The sequence below is a fragment of the Mycobacterium sp. NGS54 genome, assembly GCF_059812465.1.
Genome location: NZ_JCALCS010000004.1, coordinates 348637 through 365839 on the forward strand (window position 1 = coordinate 348637; position 17203 = coordinate 365839).

Sequence of the window (17203 nt, forward strand, 5' to 3'; positions counted from 1 at the left end):
TTCCGTCCCATGGACGGATTCGAGGGACGCGGCGCCGTTGTCACCGGCGGGGCGAGTGGCATCGGGCTGGCCACCGCAGCCGAGTTTGCCCGCCGCGGGGCCCGGCTCGTACTCGCCGACGTCGACCAGCCCACACTGGAACAGGCCGTCGTGCACTTGCGTGGCGAGGGGTTCGACGCCCACGGCGTGACGTGCGACGTGCGGCATCTCGAGGAGATGGTTCACCTCGCGGACGAAGCGTTTCGCCTGCTCGGCCAGGTGGACATGCTGTTCAGCAACGCCGGCATCGTGGTCGCGGGCCCGATCGCGCAAATGACGCACGAAGACTGGCGGTGGGTGATCGATATCGACCTGTGGGGGTCGATCCACGCCGTCGAGGCGTTCCTGCCGAGACTGCTCGAGCAGGGCACCGGTGGCCACATCGCGTTCACCGCGTCGTTCGCCGGGCTAGTTCCCAACGCGGGCCTCGGGGCGTACGGCGTGGCCAAGTACGGCGTCGTGGCCCTGGCGGAGACGCTGGCCCGCGAGGTCAGGGACAACGGCATCGGCGTTTCGGTGCTGTGCCCGATGGTGGTCGAAACCAAGCTGGTCTCCAACTCGGAACGGATCCGCGGCGCGGATTACGGGCTGGCGTCGACGCCCGACGTGACGGGTTCCCTCGGGCCGCTGCCGGCGCAGGACCAAACCCTTGGCGTCGACGACGTGGCGCGGCTGACCGCCGACGCGATCCTGGCGAACCGCCTGTACGTCCTGCCGCACGAGGCGGCGCGCGCCTCGGTCAAGCGTCGATTCGACCGCATTGATCGCACTTTTGACGAGCAGGCCGCCGAGGGCTGGGCCCACTAGGGGTTCGCACCGGGCCGAACAGCGCCGCGGCCGCCAACACGAGCAGCGGCAACAGAATTCCGTTCAGCGTCGCGTCCCGGGTGTTGTACATCTGCAGCATCGACAGGTGATAGGCGCAGTGCAGCGTGTTGAAGACGAGCCAGGTGACCGCCGTGACCCTGACGAGGGTCTGGTTGGCGACCAGGACGAACGTCACGGCGCTCAGCGCCGCCAGTGCCAGAAACATCGCCCCGACGTCCTTGACGAAGTGCTCGTTGAACGGGCCGAGTTGCGGCAGCCAGGTCATGCCGAAACCGGGAAAGTTGTCGTACCAGTGGCGCGGCGCCGCGTAGGCCCACCCGCCCGTTACCGCGCCGCCGGCGCCCAAGAGAACCAATACGCTTCGGTGAAGTAGTGCGTTCATACCACTTCAGACTCCGCAGCTGCCGAAAGTGTGACGACGGCGGGGCCTGGCCTACATCGCCGGTGCGCTGGCGATGGTTCCCTCGGCCTCCAGGTCGGCGATCTCCGCTGGGCTCAGGCCCAGCGCGGTGAGCACCTCATGGTTGTGTTGCCCCAGGGTCGGCGCGGGAGTCGTGTGGAAGCGCCCGGGCCCGCCGGAGAATTTCATGGGCACGGTGCTGAGCTTGGCCCGGCCGTTCAGCGGGTCGTCGACCTCTTCGAAGAAGCCGCGAGAGGCCAGTTGCTGCAACTCCGTCTGGCGGTGGGGTTGCATCACCTTGGCCACCGGCACGCCGGCGTCCCAAAGCGTGGCGACGATGTCGTCGCGGCGGCGGTTCTCACACCACGCGGCCAGCCGCTCGTCGATCAGATCCTCCTCGGCGCGCCGCCCGGCCTCGGTCGACAGCCTGGGATCGGTTGCCCAGGAGGGTGATCCGAGCGCGTCGCACAGCTTTTGCCACTGATCGTCGGTTTGCACCGCGATAGCGACCCAGCAGTCGGGCCGGCCGAATTCGTCGATGTCGGCGCTGCGGTAGAGGTTCTGGGGCGCCGCGCCCGGTCCGCGGTTGCCGGCGCGCTGCAGCAGCGCCCCGTACGCGGTGTACTCGATGACCTGCTCGGCCGCGATGTTCAGCGCCGCGTCGACCATCGACGCCTCGACCAGCACCCCGTTCCCGGTGCGGCGTCTGTGCTCCAGCGCCAGCAGCAGGGCGTTGAGGGCATGGACGCCGGCGTTGGGGTCGCCGATCGAATACGGCTCGTACGGCGGGCGGTCCGGGTAGCCGGTCAGCCAACTCAGCCCGGAAGCCGATTCGATGGCGTAGGCGAACGCCGGGTTGTCGCGCCACGGCCCGTCGAGCCCGAACCCGGGCATGCGCAGCATCACCGCGCCGGCCCGGACCGCTTGAACCGCCGCGAAATCCAGGCCGATCTGGTCGAGCACCCGGGGGGTGAAATTTTCGACGATCACGTTGCACGTCGCGATGAGCCGCAGCAGGACCTCCCGCCCGCGTGGACGCTGCAGGTCCAACGCCAGGCCCTTCTTATTGGTGTTCAGGGCCGCGAAGATCGGCGACTTGTCCCACCACTGCCTCTCGGTGCTGGGTATTCCGGCGATGAGCCGGGTGCCGTCCGGCCGGCGGGCGGACTCGACGTGGATGACTTCGGCGCCGAGCATGGCCAGGAAGTGGGTGCAGCAGGGCCCAGCCCAGAAGGTTGTGAGGTCCAATACCCGAAGCCCCTTGAACGGCAAGGGTTTCGGCGATCCGGAGGGTGCCGGGGCGGGCCGCGGGGTCAGCGTCGCGGCCCGGTGGCGCGCCGTGTGCTCGCCCAGCCGCGGCGCCGCCGCGGGCGGCCGTAGCCTCGCGGGCCGCATCCGGTAGGGGTGGTTCGGCTGGTGAAAGTCGCCGCGCGGGTTGCGCACGAAGGAGCCTCGTTCGACGAAGTGTTCCAATGACTCGATGTTGGCGCCGTTGGCGACCGGCGCGTTGGGGATCCGGAAGGCCGTCGCGAGTTCGCGGATCTCGTCGACCAGGTTGGCCTCGACCCAGGCGTAGATGTCTTGGGCATGGATGTTGGCCTGCTCCGTGATGGTCAGCGGCGACTGTTCATCGATCCACTCCGGGTGACCGACCATCGCGCACAGGTCAAACCACTGTTGCGCGGTCCCACAGCCGAGGTCGACCAGACCGTCCTTCGCCCGGGCCACACCCGGCACCGTGAGGCGTCTGGCGTCTCGCCAGGGCCGGCCGAGCATCTCGAAGTAGGTCACCGGATAGTAAGTCAGGCACAGGATCTGGGTCTCCAGCATCGACAGGTCGATGATTTCACCGGGCCCCGCCGAGCCGTCGCGGCGCAACCGCGACGCCAGGGTGGCAGCGCTCGCGTAGGCGCCGGCCATATACTCACCGACCTGCCCGCCGACGAAGGCGGGTGCCCGTTCGGGCAACCCGCGGCCCAGCCCGACGATCCCGCCCGACCATGCCTGCAGGGTGAATTCGGTTGCCGCCCGGTCTTTCCAGGCGCCCCGCAGGCCGAACGGCGTGATCGAGGTGACGGTCAAGTGCGGGTGTGCCTGATGGGTCGCGTCCGGCGCGAAGCGCGGATGTTCGGCCACCCGCGAGCCCCGGGACCACACCACCGCGTCCGCCGTGGCCAGTAACCGCGTGACCAGGTCGATGTCGTCGTCAACCGCGGGATCGGCGACCACGCTGTGCTTGGCACCGGACAGGAAGCCGAATAGCGCGCCGTCGGCATCGGCAGGGAGGGGAGCGCCCGAGGCCGACCACCGGCGCAGCGGATCACCTTCTGGCGGTTCGACTTTGATGACATCGGCGCCGCCGTCGGCGAGCAGCTTGGTGCAGTAGGCGCCCGCTATTCCGGTGGAAAGGTCGACCACGGTGCAGCCGGCCAAGGGCGCATCGACCCGCGGTCGCTCACTCATGCCCGCCATGACGGGCTCGAGGTCAGCACCTCGGGGCCGTCGGCGGTGATCAACACCGCCTCCCGCCCGAACACCGCCCCGACGCCCTGCTCCCACACGTAGCCCGTCACCGCCAAAACCATCCCCGGCTCGAGCCGCTCGTCGGCCGCGGTGCGCGGCAGGTGCTTCGACACCACCGGCGGGTCGAAGCCCATGCCCAGGCCGCGGGCCACCGGCATCGGCGGCGCGGGTTCCCCGGCGGCCTCGTACGCCGCCAGCAGGTCACCGGCCGCGGCGCCGGGCCGGCACGCGGCGAGCAGCCTGTCCCACAGATCGTCCCAGCGCCGATACAAGGCGGGGGCGCCACGGACCTCGCCCGCCGGCCAGGTGCGCCCGACCTCGCCAATGTAGCCACCGGCGAGCACGCCGGCCGAAAACGCCACCAGATCACCGTCATTGACGCGGCCGTCACCGGTGACCCGCCGCCACGGGTGGTCGGGCGACGTGATCCACGCGAATTCCTGGTTGGACGGCGTGCTCACGCCGCCGGCCGCCATGGCCTCCAGCATGACGCCGGCCAGGGTTTGTTCGCGCACGCCGGGGTGCAGTTCGGCCACCGCGGCGGCTAGGCCCGACTCGGCCACCGCGCACGCCTCCCGCAGCGCGACGACCTCTTCGGCGGTCTTGACGCGCCGGGCGGCGCGCATCGCGCGCTCGCCGTCGACCAGCTCCGCGTTGGGAAAGGCGGTGGGCAGCAGCTGCGCGAAAGCCGGTGAGAGCGCGTCGGTTCCGACGCGGCGCGCCGTGGCCGCACCGTCGATGCGTCGCAGCACCGACATGGTCGTGGCCGGGTTCCACGAGATGCCGTACAGGTTCTCGTGGGGAATGTCCTCCGGGACGCCTTCATCCCAAGTGCTGAGCAGGTGAATGGCGCCGGTCGCCCGCACCAGCACGCAGGACGGGCCGAACGGCCGGGTACCGGCGACCCACAGCTGCGGGGTGCCGGTGACGTAGCGGGTGTTGGCCTGACGCCCCAGGACCAGCACGTCGAGGTCGTGGGCCGCCATCTGGTCCAGCGCGCGCTGACGGCGGCCAGCTCGCAGCGCCCGTGCGTCGGGGCAGACTTCAACGGACATGGGAGCCATACGGGGCGTAGGGGTAGTCGGTCAATCGAGTCGAGCCTTGCTCGGTTATCACCACGACTTCTTCGCTGCGGTAGCCGCCGGTGCCGTCCTCCCAGACCACCGGCTCGAGCACCAGCACCATTCCCGACCGCAGGACGAAGTTGTCGTCGAACTCCTGGCCGAGATCCGTTCCGATCATCGGCATTTCGGCCGCGTTGACGCCGATCCCGTGCCCGAGGTAGAAGTGCGGCAGCCAGGGCCGGGTGCCGTCGTTGGCCGCGATGGCAGCCCTGCCCAGATCACCGGCGGTGGCGCCGGCGCGGGCCACGGCCTCGACGGCGGTCATGATGTTCTGCCACCTGTCGAACTGCGCCTGCTGGCGCGGTGTCGGTTCCCGGCCCACGATCCAGGTGCGGCCGAAGTCCGAGCAGTAACCGTGGTAGGTGATGCTGACGTCGGTCCACAGGACGTCGCCCTCGGCGAGTTCGCGCTCGGTGCTCAGCAGCGGCAGCGCCAAGTCGCCATGCGTCGTCCAGACCCCTTCGGCCTTGCTGGGCGGCATCACCTGCCAGATCGGCTCCAGCATGCTGGCCATGGCGCCCAATTCGAAGGCCCGCCGCAAAAAGCTTGCCGACAGGTCGATCTGGCGGACGCCGGGGGCGAGGGCCTTGACCACGTCGACCATCGCATCATCGGTGATCCGCACGGCGGTGCGGATGCAGGCCAGTTCGTCGGGGGTCTTGACGACCTTGGCCGCGCTGACGACGGCGGCCGCATCGGCGGGACCGCCGTTGGGGAACAACGACTTCGCGGCTCGCGACATCGCACCCGTGCACTCGTCCACCGCGATCACCGCCCCGGCCGGGATCAGGTCGGCCAGTCGGCGGGCGAAATCGCTCACGCCTTCGTCGAATTCGAGGTAGACCGGCCCGTGCAGATGATCGACCGGCAGCTCCGACTCGTGCGCGGCGCCCGCACGGAACGGCAGGAACAGGTGCGGCCATTCGTCGTCCGCGAGCACCACGGCCACCGGCCGCTCGACGTAGGACAACCCCGCGTCACCCAGTGGCCAACTGGTCCCGGTGGCGTACACCACCGCGCTGTTGCCCAGCAGGATCATCGTGTCGACACCGCGGTCGGCCATCGCCGAGCGCAGACGCGTTCCCGTCTCGCGGCGCATCCGGGTCAGGTCGGGTGTTTCGGGAATCACCAGGCTGGCGCCCGATTGTGCCAACGTCGTCATTACAAACCCAGGAACTCGGTCACGTTGCCGCTGACGATTCGCGCCGCGCTCTCCGGTCCGACCGCGTCGACGACGGCGGCCAGTGATTTCTCCGAGTAACCGTAGGTGCTTTCGTTGTGCGGGTAATCGCTGGACCACATCACCTTGTCCACGCCGATCTTGTCGATCAGCTGCAGACCCAGCGGGTCGACCATGAACGACGCGCTCATGTGGTTGTCCCAGTAGTAGCGCACGTCGTGTTCCAGTGGCCGGTTGAACATGTGCTGATAGGACGCCACCAGGTGCTCGGCATCTTGCAGCGCCCATGGCACCCAGGAGATCCCGCCCTCGAACCAGCCGAGGCGCAGCGCCGGGTGCCGGTCGAGAATGCCGCCGAAGATGTACTTGGCGAACGTTTCCCGGAATCCGTCGATATTGATCATCATCCCGACGACGACGCTGTTGAACTCGGTCGGGCTCTTCGGCGGCGTCTCCCCGATGTGGTGGGTGATCGGCAGGCCGGCGGCCTCGATCTCGTCCCAGACGGCATCCATCGACGTGCTCGAGTAGTCGATGGGGTTGCCGTCGTCGTCCTTACCGGGGTTGAGCGGCATCAGAAACGTCTTGAGCCCCAGCGATTTCAGCTCATCCAGTGTGCGCCGGGCGCCTTGCGGATCCCACCAGTTGATCAGCCCGGCGCCGTAAAAGTGGCCGTTCGAGCGCTCCTGGAGCTCCGCGATGTGCTCGTTGTAGATGCGGAACGTGAGTTCGCGAAGCTTCTTGTCGGGGTAGTGGAAGAGTGCGAGCACCGCGTTGGGGAAGGCCAGTTCCTTGTCGACGCCGTCGTCGTGCAGCTCCTGGATGCGGGCCTCGATGTTGTTGCTCGCGGCCCCGGGCAGGTCGTCGTACTGCATCAGCACCGCGCTGAAGTCACCCGGCAGAAACGACTGCCCCTTGCGCCCGACCTGATAAGCGCCGTCCTCGTACCAGATCCGCGGCGCCTTGTCCTTGAACTCCTCCGGGAAGCGCTCGTAGAAGATGTCGGCGGCCAGCGAGATGTGGTTGTCGGCGGAAAAAACCACCGTCCCCTCGGGCAGCCCCACATTGCTGCCGCTGGCGTGCCCGCGGCGATCCTTCGGTGCGCCAAAGCCTCCCGGCGGGTAGAGCGAAGGTGCGCTTGTTTGAGTCGTCATCGTTGACCCTCCATTCGGGATAGGCATTTTTGGGAGTAATCGGGCCGGTTCACCAGGTCACCGGCAATTCGTAGACGCCGTAGGCGAGCCGGTCGTGTTTGAACGGCACCTCCTCGAACGGGATGCCCAATTCCAGCGTCGGGGCGCGGCGGAACAACGTGCGGTAGATGATCTGCAGCTCCGCGCGGGCGAGCTGTTGCCCGACGCACTGGTGCCTGCCGTAGCCGAACGCGACATTGCGATCCGCCCCCGACCGGTGCAGGTACAGCCGATCCGGCTCGGTGAACGCCCGTGCATCCCAGTTGGCCGGGGCAAGGTCGATGATGATGCCCTCGCCGGCCCGGATGACCTCACCGGCGATGTTGATGTCTTCGAGGGCCACGCGGCGCTGTCCGTTCTGGATGATGCTCAGGTAACGCAACAGTTCCTCGACCGCGTTCGCGACGATCTTGGGGTCCTCGGCATCGCGGATGACGGCCAACTGGTCTGGATTCTGCAGCAGGGCAAGCACGCCCAGCCCGACCATATTCGCCGTGGTCTCGTGGCCCGCGATCAGCAGTCCGGTGGCCAGCTGGGCGGCCTCTTTGACGCTGAGTTCCCCGGCGTTGACGCGCTCGGCCAGGTCGGACACCGCGTCTTCTGATTCTTTTGGAGGCTTCGCCATCCGGGCCTCGACGAGCTGCGCAAGGTATTTGTTGAGGTTCATCGCGCCCTTGACGGTGTCCTCCCCCGTCGCGTAGCGCGCAAGCCCGACGTTGGCGTGGTGCTGGAACATCTCGGCGTCTTCGTAGGGCACGCCGAGCAGCTCGCTGATCACCAGCGACGGGACCGGCAGCGCCAACGCGGTAACCAGGTCCGCGGGCTGCGGTCCGGCGAGCATCGCGTCGATGTGGTCGTCGGTGATCTGCTGGATGCTCGGCCGCAACCCCTCAACCCGCTTGAACGTGAACGGCTTCGACAGCATCCGCCGGAAGCGGGTGTGTTCCTCGCCGTCGGAGGTGAAGACCGACCGCGGGCGCTTGTGCACGGTGGACAACATGCCCGCGTTCCAGTGCGGAAACCCGGGCGTGCGGTCGTCGACGCTGACCCGGGAGTCGGAAAACAGTTCCCGCACCTGGTCGTATCCCGTGATGAGCCACGGCGTGCTGCCGTCCCAAATCCGGACCCTGGACAGCGGCTTGGCCTCGGCGAGCGCCATCACGTCCGGAGGCGGCGCGAAGGGGCAGCCGGCGTCGCGGGCCATCGGGTATTCCGGGATCTGTTGATCCGTCTCGGTTTTCACGCTCGTCAAGGTGTCCGACATTTCATTCCTCGATGTGGATGGCCAGTGCGGGGCACGCCGCGGCCGCACGGCGTGCGCCCTCGGCCTGCTCGGCCGACGGATTCGGATTGAGCAACACGACGACCCCGTCGTCGTCGCGCTGGTCGAACACCCCGGGCGCGTTCATGACGCAGTTGCCCGACGACGCGCAGGCGTTCTGGTCGACTGTCACTTTCATCCGCCGACCCCTATTCGTCCGGCGTCACGGGCGCCAGCCACAGGCCCACGATCGCGTCGATGAGGCCGGATGCAGCAGCGCGCCAAGACGATTGGTGCATCGTGGAACCCGCCGCCAGCGCCCGCTCGCGATCGGCGCAGGTGTGCATCAACAAATTGCGGGCCATGATGTTGCGCTCGAACCGAACCTCGGCCGGCAGGTCGGGCAGGCAACCGTTGATCCCGTCGACGACCTGGACCAGCGACGGCGAGCTGAGCGCCCCCTTGACGATGATGTTGTAGTAGGCCGGGTCCGTCATCGCCTGCGCCGCGAAGCGCGCATACCAGGTGGGGTTCCCGAGCTCCGCGAGGTGGTCGGTGAGTGGGCGCACCAGGCAGGCGACCCAGTCCCGCATTTCGATGGAACTGCGCGACTCCAGCAGCTCGGCCACCATCCGTTCGCGCAGCTCCTCGACGGGCCCGCGATGCTTCCGCTCGATGGCGCGCACCAGGTCGGCCTTGGTACCGAAGTGGTAGCCCACCGCGGCGTTGTTGCCCTGGCCGGCAGCCTCGCTGACCTGGCGGTTCGACACGGCGAACATGCCGTGCTCGGCGTATAGCCGCTCGGCCGCCGCCAGGATCGCCTCCTGTGTCGAGCTGGCCCGCTCGGTGCGAACGGTCCTGCCTGCGGTCGTCATTCCGCTAGTCAACCCCGCTCCTTACTTTAAGTCAAGCGCTTGATTTAAAGTCACGACCCGGGTCATTCTCTGCGCTTGGACCGGATGACCTTGCCCGCGACCGTCCCGCCGTCGACCGGCAGCACGGTTCCGGTGACGTAGCGCGACCGGTCGCTGGCGAAGTACAGCGCCGCCTCCGCGATGTCGTCGGGCGTCCCCTCGCGCTTCAGCGGCCGGTCGGCCCGCATCGTCTCACGGATCCCGGCCTCGAAGCGCTCGAGTTCCGCGGGCTCCATGTCCACCCTCGACGTCTTCAACAGCGGCGTGGGGATGTTGCCCGGCGCGATGGCGTTGACCCGAACCTCGTAGTAGGCCAACTCGATTGCCGCGGACTTGGTGAACTGGATGACCGCCGCCTTGGAGGCCCGGTAGGTCATCACGCCGCCGCCGGCCTGGATTCCACCGATCGACGTCATGTTGATGATCGATCCCCCACCGTGGGCGGCCATGTGCCGGGCGGCATCTCGGGTGCCCGCCATCACACCCAGCACGTTGACCGCCATGATCCGGTGGAAGTCGGCCAGGTCGTCCTCGAGAAACCGGCGGTGCATGGTGCCCGAGACGCCGGCGTTGTTCACCATGACGTGCAGGCCGCCGAACCTATCGACGGCCGCCGCCACCAGCGCCCCGACCTCTTCGGGGTCCGAGACGTCCGTGCGCTGGAAGAACGCGTCGGGTCCCAGCGCCGTCGCCAGCGCCGCGCCCCGGTCGGCGTCGACGTCGGCGATGACCACCCGCGCGCCCTCGGCGACAAACTTCTCCACCGTGCCGCGGCCGATGCCCGATGCCCCACCGGTGACGACGGCTACCTTGCCCGCCAGATCGTTGACCACACGACGAGTTAATCGGCGTGAGCCGCGTTAAGTCAAGCAGTTGATTTAAGGGCAGGGACAACGGCGCCTATCCGGGTCCGAGCGGAAGTGGAATGCTGAGTTGGCCACTTCATCGGCTACCTCGGGAGGGATCGGATATGAAGGTCTTGGTTATCGGCGGCACGGGACTCATCGGCTCGCAGGTGATCGCCAACCTCACCGAGCTGGGACACGAGGCGATTGCGGCCTCGCCGAGCTCGGGCGTCGACTCCGTCACCGGCGAGGGCGTCGCCGAAGCCGTGGCGGGCGTGGACACGGTGGTGGACGTGGCCAACTCGCCATCCTGGGAAGACGACGCGGTGTTGCACTTCTTCACCACCTCGAGCCGTAACCTCCTGGCCGCGGAGCGCGACGCCGGTGTGCGGCACCACGTCGCGCTCTCGATCGTGGGCGCCGACCGCACCCAGGACAGCGGCTACATGCGCGCCAAGGTCGCCCAGGAGAAGGTGATCGAGGAATCGGGAGCCCCGTATTCGATCGTGCGGGCGACGCAGTTCTTCGAATTCGTCAGCGGGATCGCCGATTCGGCGGCCGACGGCGACACCATTCGCCTGCCGCATGCGGCGTTCCAGCCCATCGCCGCCAAGGACGTCGCCACGGCCGTCACCCAGGCTGCGATCGGCGAACCGACCAACGGCATCACCAATATCGCCGGCCCCGAAAAGCTCGGCATGGACGACTTCGCCCGCGCCAGCCTGGCCGCGGACGGCGACGCCCGTCAGGTCGTCACCGACCCCACGGCGCCCTACTACGGTGCGGTGCTCGACGACCAGAGCATCGTTCCCATCGACGGCGAAGACCCGACGATCTACCCCACCCGCTTCAGCGACTGGAAGGCCTCGCACACCTCCGCGGGCGCCTAGCAGGCCAACGCGGGGGAGCGGGAGGGGAGATCGACGCCGATGCCACGGGTCGCATTGATCACCGGTGCCAGCCGCGGCATCGGTGCGGCGACGGCACGGGTCCTTGCCGCACGCGGTTTTCGGGTGGGAGTCAACTACCACTCCAGCGCCTCGGAGGCCGAGGAGGTGGTCGCCGGCATCGCGTCGGCGGGCGGCGAGGCCGTGGCGATCCGGGCCGATGTCACCGCACCCGGTGACGTCTCGGGCATGGCCGACGAGATCGCGAGGCGCTGGGGCGGGGTGGACGTGCTGGTGCACAACGCGTTGATCCCGTTCGTCGTCACCTCGTTCGCCGACCTCACTTGGGAGCAGCTCGGCGGCAAGCTGGACAACGAGCTGCACGCCGCTTATTCGCTGACGAAAGCCGTTGTGCCGGGCATGATTTCCCGCGGGTACGGCAGGCTGATCTTTCTCAGTACCGGGCTCTCGCGGCGTCCGCGCGACGGGATGATCGCGCTGGGCACGGCCAAGGCCGCCCTGGACCAGTTCGTCCGCTACGTCGCGCTCGAGCTGGCGCCGCACGGGATCACCGCGAACCTGGTGGCGCCGGCCACCGTCAGCGGAACGAGGGTGACCGGGCAACTTTCGTCGGAGCGGATGGATCAGCTCGGTGAGGCCGCACCGATGGGACGGCTCGTCACCCCCGACGAGGTGGCCCACACGATCGCGTTCTTGGCGAGTGAGGATTCCGGTTTCACCACCGGGCACTATCTGCCGGTCAACGGCGGCCTTGCGATGGACTGACCGGCCATGGACACGATCGACCTGGCCTACGTCGGGCGCGGCCTCCACGAAGAACTGGTCGCCTACATCGCCGACCAGGAGGGTTACTTCCACGACGAAGGCGTCCACGTCGCCGTGCGGGACGGAATCAACTGGGATACAGAGCGTCTGCGCTCCTGCGCGACGATCGGCCTCGGCCGTGCCGTCCTGTCGCGGTTGACCCATGGCATCGAATGGGCGGTGCTGAGCGTGAACACCCACCGCCCGTTGTTCTGGTTTCTCGGCGGCCCCGGCGTCTCCGCCATGGCGGACCTTCGCGGGCGCCGGCTCGCCGTACACGCCCCGCACACCGCACCGGGGTGTTTCGCGCGAATCGTGTTGCGCCAGCACGGTCTCGACCCCGATCGCGATCTTGAGTGTGTGGTGCGATCCCCGGGTGACTACCAGATGGATCTGCGGCGGCTGCGCGACAGGTCCATCGACGCCGCCTACGTCGGCAGCACGCTTGCGCCGGAGCAGGTCGCCGAGGAGGAGGGCTTCCACACGCTGGCGTGGGTCGGTGACTTTTTCGAGATCCCCACCGTCGGAGTGGCGGTGGACGCAAGCCGCCTCCAGCCCGACAGCCCGGCGGTGCAGGCGGTGGTGCGGGCCAATCAACGCGCGCTGCGGACCATGGCCGACCGACCCGAGCTAGCCATCGATTACCTAGCCTCGTTCCTGAACCGGCTGACGCGCGATGAGGCGCAACGCCACTACGAGCGCTACATCGGTCCGCACTTCACCGCCGACGGCCGGGCGGACCTCGACATCGCCCGGCGCGCGGTCGACGCCGTCGCGGCCGAACTCGGTGTCGCCTCGATATCGGCGGAGCGGATCTACCGGACCGTCTGAGGGCGCACGAGCCGGACTTGCGTTCCGGCCAACGGCCGAGCACGGTATAAGTCGTCAGGGGCGATTCGACCCGAGACGAGGAGCGCTCAATGCCCGTGCCGCCCACAAGCGGGTTCCCCTTCGACACTGCGCGCCTCAGTAGGCGCGGTTTCGTGGCGGCCGGCATTGCGGGCGGCCTCGCGCTGGCGGGCTGCAGCCATTCCAACTCCCAGGCATCGGGCGCCGCAGCGCAACTGGCCGCCGCCATCGCCGCCGCCGAGAAGGCGCGGCCGCACAGCGGTCACACCGTCACCGCGAGCCTGACTCCCCAGCAGGCCGAGATCGATCTCGGCGGGCCGATCGCCCGTACCTTCGCCTACGGCAACAACATCCCGGGCCCGCTGATCCGGGCCAACGTCGGGGACGAACTGGTCATCAAAGTCTCGAACAAGCTAGACCATCCGACGTCGGTGCATTGGCACGGCATCAGGCTGCGCAACGACATGGACGGCGCCGAGCCCGCCACTCCGAACATCAATGCCGGCCAGGACTTTACCTACCGGTTCTCCGTCCCGGATCCGGGCACCTACTGGGCCCATCCGCATGTGGGCCTCGAAGACGACCTGGGTCTTTATTTGCCGCTCATCATCGACGATCCGACGGAGGGTGCCTACGACGCCGAATGGGTTGTTGTCCTTGATGATTGGACGGATGGCGTCGGGAAGAGCCCGCAGCAGCTCTACAGCGAGCTCACCAGTCCTGACAAGCCGAGCCGCTCGAACACGCCGACGACCCCGACGACGTTGACGACCGCGACGTTTCCCACCACGTCAACAACGTCGATGACGCAGACGTCCGGCATGCCAGAGATGCCTGGCATGTCCGACAACGGCGGCAGTAAGAGCGATCTACTCGGCGGCGACGCCGGAGACATCGGTTACCCTTACTACCTGATCAACGGCCGAATCCCGGCGGCGCCCACGTCGTTCAGCGCGAAGCCGGGGCAGCGCATCAGGATCCGTCTCATCAACTCCGGCGCAGACACCGCGTTCCGTGTCGCGCTGTCCGGCCATTCGATGACGGTCACGCATACCGATGGCTATCCCGTGGTGCCCAAGCAGGTCGATGCTCTGCTCATCGGCATGGCCGAACGGTACGACGTGGTCGTGACGGCCGGCGACGGCGTCTTCCCGCTGGTCGCACTCGCGGAAGGGAAGAACGCCCTGGCACGGGCCCTGCTCACCACCGGCACCGGCAGCCCTCCCGACCCGCGATTCCAACCGGCCGAACTCGACAAGCTGGTGGGCACCGTCGGGATGTTCACCGCAACGTCGCCCGCCAACCTGGGTCGGGCCGAACCGGGGCTTAACCTGCCGGTGGTCTTGGGCGGCAACATGATGCAGTACAACTGGACGATCAACGGCGAGCCGTACGGCAAGACCCGTCCGCTGCAGGTTCGGCAGGGTCAACGACCGACCCTCTCATTCAACAACACCACGATGATGTATCACCCAATTCACCTGCACGGTCACACTTTTCAGATGGTTAATTCCGACGGCAGCGCCGGTGCACGGAAGGACACCGTGATCGTGCTGCCCGGGCAGAAGCTGGACGCCGTGCTGATCGCCGACAACCCCGGCACATGGGTCATGCACTGCCACAACAACTATCACCAGGTGGCCGGGATGCAGACCCTCATGAACTATGTCGTCTGACTGCCGATGGCGGCAAGAAACTCCAGCAGCAACTCGTTGACCGCCGACGGCTGCTCGATCTGCGGGCAGTGACCGGCCTTGGCCACCACCACCGCGCGGCCACCGTCGATCTGCTTGGTGATCTGGTCGGCCCAGCCGGACGGGAGGAGTTTGTCGTCGCCCCCCTCGATGACGAGCGTCGGCACGTTGATGCGCTCGTAGGCGCGCGTGCTCGTCGGGGTCGAGGAGGGCGCGGCGTCGGGGCGACGAAATCGGGCCGCCGCCACCGCCTCCCATGCGCCGGGGATGGTGCTCGATTCGTAACGCCGCCGGACGTAGTCCTCGTCCGCCGGGTAGCCGGGGTCGTGGAACAGCGCCTCAACGATGCGCCGCATCGCCGGCAGCGTCGCGTCGTACTGTTGCAGCGCATCGAAATGCCGGTTCTGCTGGATCTCGCCTCCCCCGCAGATGATGACCAGGCTGCGGACCGGCAGCAGCGGCGCGTCCGAGGTGGCGTCGGTGAGCAGGTTGATGGCGCCCATCGAGTTGCCGACGAAGTGCGCGGAGCCGACGCCGAGTTCCTCGCAGAATCGCGCCACGTGCCGAATCCGCATCCGGCGCCCCTCGACGAAGTCGATGACCTTCGCCGATTGCCCGAACCCGAGCTGGTCCGGGGCCAGCACGCGGTATTGCGTGGCCAGGGCGGCGATGTTGCGTTCCCAGCCGAGTTCTGCGCTGGCGCCGAACTCACCGCCGTGCAGCAGCACCACCGGGTCGCCTTCGCCCGCCACCAGATAGCTGGTGAGCAGGCCGTCGACGAGCAGGGTCTTGCGGTGCATCTCCAATCGCTCGCCTTCTCTACTTGATCGCGATCGGGTTCACCGGGGAGCCCACGGCGCCAACGACTCTCAGAGGCGGCGCGACGAGCTGGAACTCGTACACACCGTCAGCCGCGCAGTCGTCCGCCAGCGCGGTGAGGTCCCAGTACTCGCCGAACATCATGCCCATGTCGCGCAGGCAAAGCAGATGCAACGGCAGAAATACCCCCTCGACACCCGATACCAAATCTTCGACCTGGAGGTTGTCGGAGGCGACCGCGGCGACCTCGTGGTCGTGCAGCCACGACGCGCAGCGCCAGTCCAGCCCGGAGAAGGGTTCCGTCTTGTTGCCGGTCTGCGCGAACCTCGTCCACCAGCCGGTCCGGATCAGCACTATATCGCCGCACTCGATCGTGACGCCCTGCGCGCGGACGACGTCGTCCAATTCCTCGGGAGTTATCGGATTCCCTTGCTCAAGAAAGACTTCCGCCTTTCGGTGGCGAACAAGGTCGAGCAGCACGCCACGCGAGGTGATGCCCTTGACATCAACCTTGTCGATGCTGCAGTGGTAGGCCCCGAGGCTGGTCACCGAGCTGGCCGCGAAGCCGTTGTAGAGCTTGTCCTCGTAGTAGACGTGCGACAGCGCATCCCACTGGGTGGCCGCCTGCAACGGCATGATGATCATGTCTTCGTTAAAGCGGAACAGACTGTCGACGAAATAGCCACCGATCTGCTTCGCCGTCGGGTTTTGCGCCCACCCGGGGCCGTACTGAGCCAGCGTGTTGACATCCCCACCGTCCACCGTCATCACAAGCATGGGATTGTGCCGGAATCCGAAGGCACCCTGCGGGCCTGACGCACCGAAGTCGACGCCAAGTGGGAACACCTTGCCGTGCCGGACCAGTCTCGCGGCCTGCGCGACCTTCTCCGCGGTGATGAAGTTCAACGTGCCCAGCTCGTCGTCGGCTCCCCACCGTCCCCAGTTGGAGACGTCGCGCGCGACTCGCCGGAAGTCGGTTAGGTTGGCCACGGCGCTCCTTCCTCGAGCTCACGGGCGATCGCCGCGCCCACGTTCCCGCCGTCGACCCACAACACCTGGCCGGTAACGTAGCTGGCCGCGCGGGTATTCAAAAACAATAGGACCGCGGCTTGTTCGGCCGGCTCCGAAACGCGCCCCAATGGCTTGGGAATGTCGTCCAAGAAGCCCTGCCCGTACGCCGTGCGCAGCTGGTCGAGGATCGGGGTTTCGGTGACGCCGGGCCCGGTGCAGTTGATGCGGATGCCGCGCGCGCCAAGGGGTGCGGCGTTTCGCATCGTGTAAAGGATGATCGCCTCTTTGGACAGTTGGTAGCCCCCGCCGGCGAGCGCGTCGGGGTGCGCGTCACACCAGTCGATGCCTTCGGACATCGTCGCCGTGTTCAGCAGCGGCGCCACCGCGTGCACGTGGTCGCGGTACGCCGCCGCGGCCAGTGACGAGACGCTGACAATCGACGACCCCGCGGGCATCTGGTCGATCAGCGCCTCGGTGAGCTGCCGCAGCCCGAGGAAGTTGATGGTGACGACCAGCTTGGGGTTGCCGATCCCGGACGAGACGCCGGCCACGTTGAACAGCGCGTCGACCGGCCCCTCGACGGCGGCCGCCGCCCTCTCGATGGAGGCCGGATCGGCGAGGTCCAGGTCGTGAAACTCGTTGAGCGCGAGGGCCGGACGGCGCTGGTCCAGCCCGACGACGTCGGCCCCGAGTTCGCTGAGCTGGCGCACCACGTGTTCGCCGATGCCCGAAGCGCAACCGGTCACCACGGCGCGGCGGCCGTCGTAGCGCCACAGATCGTCGATGCGTCCCACGGCTCAATCAGCTTCCG

General features: G+C 67.7%; 17 protein-coding genes. 5 read left to right on the forward strand and 12 right to left on the reverse strand.

Going from position 1 to position 17203, the window contains the following annotated elements; genetic code table 11:
• Positions 1 to 9 precede the first annotated feature (9 nt).
• The gene (locus AC5Y5E_RS14125) at positions 10 to 846 is read left to right on the forward strand and encodes an SDR family NAD(P)-dependent oxidoreductase (protein ID WP_499903596.1); all 837 of its coding nucleotides are present in this window, start codon (positions 10 to 12) and stop codon (positions 844 to 846) included.
• On the opposite strand, the gene AC5Y5E_RS14130 is transcribed toward AC5Y5E_RS14125, so the two are convergent.
• From AC5Y5E_RS14130 to AC5Y5E_RS14170, 9 genes are all read right to left on the reverse strand, one after another.
• The gene (locus AC5Y5E_RS14130) at positions 779 to 1249 is read right to left on the reverse strand and encodes a hypothetical protein (RefSeq protein WP_499903597.1); all 471 of its coding nucleotides are present in this window, start codon (positions 1247 to 1249) and stop codon (positions 779 to 781) included. The genes AC5Y5E_RS14125 and AC5Y5E_RS14130 overlap by 68 nt on opposite strands.
• Before the next feature lie 51 nt (positions 1250 to 1300).
• Complete coding sequence (locus AC5Y5E_RS14135) at positions 1301 to 3730, reverse strand: CaiB/BaiF CoA transferase family protein (RefSeq protein ID WP_499903598.1); 2430 nt, start codon at positions 3728 to 3730, stop codon at positions 1301 to 1303.
• Positions 3727 to 4845: a M24 family metallopeptidase gene (locus AC5Y5E_RS14140; protein ID WP_499903599.1), complete on the reverse strand. Its 1119-nt coding sequence runs from the start codon at positions 4843 to 4845 to the stop codon at positions 3727 to 3729. The genes AC5Y5E_RS14135 and AC5Y5E_RS14140 overlap by 4 nt, the downstream gene beginning before the upstream one ends.
• Positions 4835 to 6076: a M24 family metallopeptidase gene (locus AC5Y5E_RS14145; RefSeq protein WP_499903600.1), complete on the reverse strand. Its 1242-nt coding sequence runs from the start codon at positions 6074 to 6076 to the stop codon at positions 4835 to 4837. Before AC5Y5E_RS14145 ends, AC5Y5E_RS14140 begins: the two co-directional genes overlap by 11 nt.
• Positions 6076 to 7137, reverse strand: coding sequence for an amidohydrolase family protein (locus AC5Y5E_RS14150; RefSeq protein WP_499903933.1), 1062 nt, complete (start codon positions 7135 to 7137; stop codon positions 6076 to 6078). Before AC5Y5E_RS14150 ends, AC5Y5E_RS14145 begins: the two co-directional genes overlap by 1 nt.
• 160 nt (positions 7138 to 7297) lie before the next feature.
• Positions 7298 to 8551 (reverse strand): cytochrome P450, encoded by a 1254-nt coding sequence (locus AC5Y5E_RS14155; protein WP_499903601.1) that lies wholly within the window; start codon positions 8549 to 8551, stop codon positions 7298 to 7300.
• A 1-nt stretch (position 8552) separates the two neighbouring features.
• Positions 8553 to 8747: a ferredoxin gene (locus AC5Y5E_RS14160; protein WP_499903602.1), complete on the reverse strand. Its 195-nt coding sequence runs from the start codon at positions 8745 to 8747 to the stop codon at positions 8553 to 8555.
• 10 nt (positions 8748 to 8757) lie between these two features.
• Positions 8758 to 9423, reverse strand: coding sequence for a TetR/AcrR family transcriptional regulator (locus AC5Y5E_RS14165; protein ID WP_499903603.1), 666 nt, complete (start codon positions 9421 to 9423; stop codon positions 8758 to 8760).
• 62 nt (positions 9424 to 9485) lie between these two features.
• Complete coding sequence (locus AC5Y5E_RS14170) at positions 9486 to 10295, reverse strand: SDR family NAD(P)-dependent oxidoreductase (RefSeq protein ID WP_499903604.1); 810 nt, start codon at positions 10293 to 10295, stop codon at positions 9486 to 9488.
• A gap of 137 nt (positions 10296 to 10432) precedes the next feature.
• Here AC5Y5E_RS14170 and AC5Y5E_RS14175 point away from each other — a divergent pair, with 137 nt between their 5' ends.
• From AC5Y5E_RS14175 to AC5Y5E_RS14190, 4 genes are all read left to right on the forward strand, one after another.
• Positions 10433 to 11197: an SDR family oxidoreductase gene (locus AC5Y5E_RS14175; RefSeq protein WP_499903605.1), complete on the forward strand. Its 765-nt coding sequence runs from the start codon at positions 10433 to 10435 to the stop codon at positions 11195 to 11197.
• 39 nt (positions 11198 to 11236) lie between these two features.
• Positions 11237 to 11980 (forward strand): SDR family NAD(P)-dependent oxidoreductase, encoded by a 744-nt coding sequence (locus AC5Y5E_RS14180; protein ID WP_499903606.1) that lies wholly within the window; start codon positions 11237 to 11239, stop codon positions 11978 to 11980.
• A gap of 6 nt (positions 11981 to 11986) precedes the next feature.
• Positions 11987 to 12850, forward strand: coding sequence for an ABC transporter substrate-binding protein (locus AC5Y5E_RS14185; protein WP_499903607.1), 864 nt, complete (start codon positions 11987 to 11989; stop codon positions 12848 to 12850).
• 89 nt (positions 12851 to 12939) lie between these two features.
• Entirely contained in the window at positions 12940 to 14544 is a 1605-nt protein-coding gene (locus AC5Y5E_RS14190; RefSeq protein WP_499903608.1) for a multicopper oxidase family protein, read from the forward strand.
• Here the strand turns inward: AC5Y5E_RS14190 and AC5Y5E_RS14195 are convergent.
• Genes AC5Y5E_RS14195 through AC5Y5E_RS14205 form a run of 3 tightly spaced genes read right to left on the reverse strand, consistent with a single transcriptional unit; the run spans position 14532 to position 17186 of the window.
• Positions 14532 to 15368, reverse strand: coding sequence for an alpha/beta fold hydrolase (locus AC5Y5E_RS14195; RefSeq protein WP_499903609.1), 837 nt, complete (start codon positions 15366 to 15368; stop codon positions 14532 to 14534). The genes AC5Y5E_RS14190 and AC5Y5E_RS14195 overlap by 13 nt on opposite strands.
• A 13-nt stretch (positions 15369 to 15381) precedes the next feature.
• Complete coding sequence (locus AC5Y5E_RS14200; RefSeq protein WP_499903610.1) at positions 15382 to 16371, reverse strand: cyclase family protein; 990 nt, start codon at positions 16369 to 16371, stop codon at positions 15382 to 15384.
• On the reverse strand, positions 16359 to 17186 hold the full coding sequence (locus AC5Y5E_RS14205; RefSeq protein ID WP_499903611.1) for a coniferyl-alcohol dehydrogenase: 828 nt from the start codon (positions 17184 to 17186) through the stop codon (positions 16359 to 16361). Before AC5Y5E_RS14205 ends, AC5Y5E_RS14200 begins: the two co-directional genes overlap by 13 nt.
• Positions 17187 to 17203 lie beyond the last annotated feature (17 nt).

Bases quoted from the DNA above. Each gene is read 5' to 3' on its own strand.
- AC5Y5E_RS14175 (WP_499903605.1), top strand. From the start codon at position 10,433: ATGAAGGTCTTGGTTATCGGCGGCACGGGACTCATCGGCTCGCAGGTG.
- AC5Y5E_RS14160 (WP_499903602.1), bottom strand. From the start codon at position 8,747: ATGAAAGTGACAGTCGACCAGAACGCCTGCGCGTCGTCGGGCAACTGC.
- AC5Y5E_RS14165 (WP_499903603.1), bottom strand. From the start codon at position 9,423: ATGACGACCGCAGGCAGGACCGTTCGCACCGAGCGGGCCAGCTCGACA.
- AC5Y5E_RS14145 (WP_499903600.1), bottom strand. From the start codon at position 6,076: ATGACGACGTTGGCACAATCGGGCGCCAGCCTGGTGATTCCCGAAACA.
- AC5Y5E_RS14190 (WP_499903608.1), top strand. From the start codon at position 12,940: ATGCCCGTGCCGCCCACAAGCGGGTTCCCCTTCGACACTGCGCGCCTC.
- AC5Y5E_RS14135 (WP_499903598.1), bottom strand. From the start codon at position 3,730: ATGAGTGAGCGACCGCGGGTCGATGCGCCCTTGGCCGGCTGCACCGTG.
- AC5Y5E_RS14130 (WP_499903597.1), bottom strand. From the start codon at position 1,249: ATGAACGCACTACTTCACCGAAGCGTATTGGTTCTCTTGGGCGCCGGC.
- AC5Y5E_RS14185 (WP_499903607.1), top strand. From the start codon at position 11,987: ATGGACACGATCGACCTGGCCTACGTCGGGCGCGGCCTCCACGAAGAA.
- AC5Y5E_RS14140 (WP_499903599.1), bottom strand. From the start codon at position 4,845: ATGTCCGTTGAAGTCTGCCCCGACGCACGGGCGCTGCGAGCTGGCCGC.
- AC5Y5E_RS14180 (WP_499903606.1), top strand. From the start codon at position 11,237: ATGCCACGGGTCGCATTGATCACCGGTGCCAGCCGCGGCATCGGTGCG.
- AC5Y5E_RS14155 (WP_499903601.1), bottom strand. From the start codon at position 8,551: ATGTCGGACACCTTGACGAGCGTGAAAACCGAGACGGATCAACAGATC.
- AC5Y5E_RS14125 (WP_499903596.1), top strand. From the start codon at position 10: ATGGACGGATTCGAGGGACGCGGCGCCGTTGTCACCGGCGGGGCGAGT.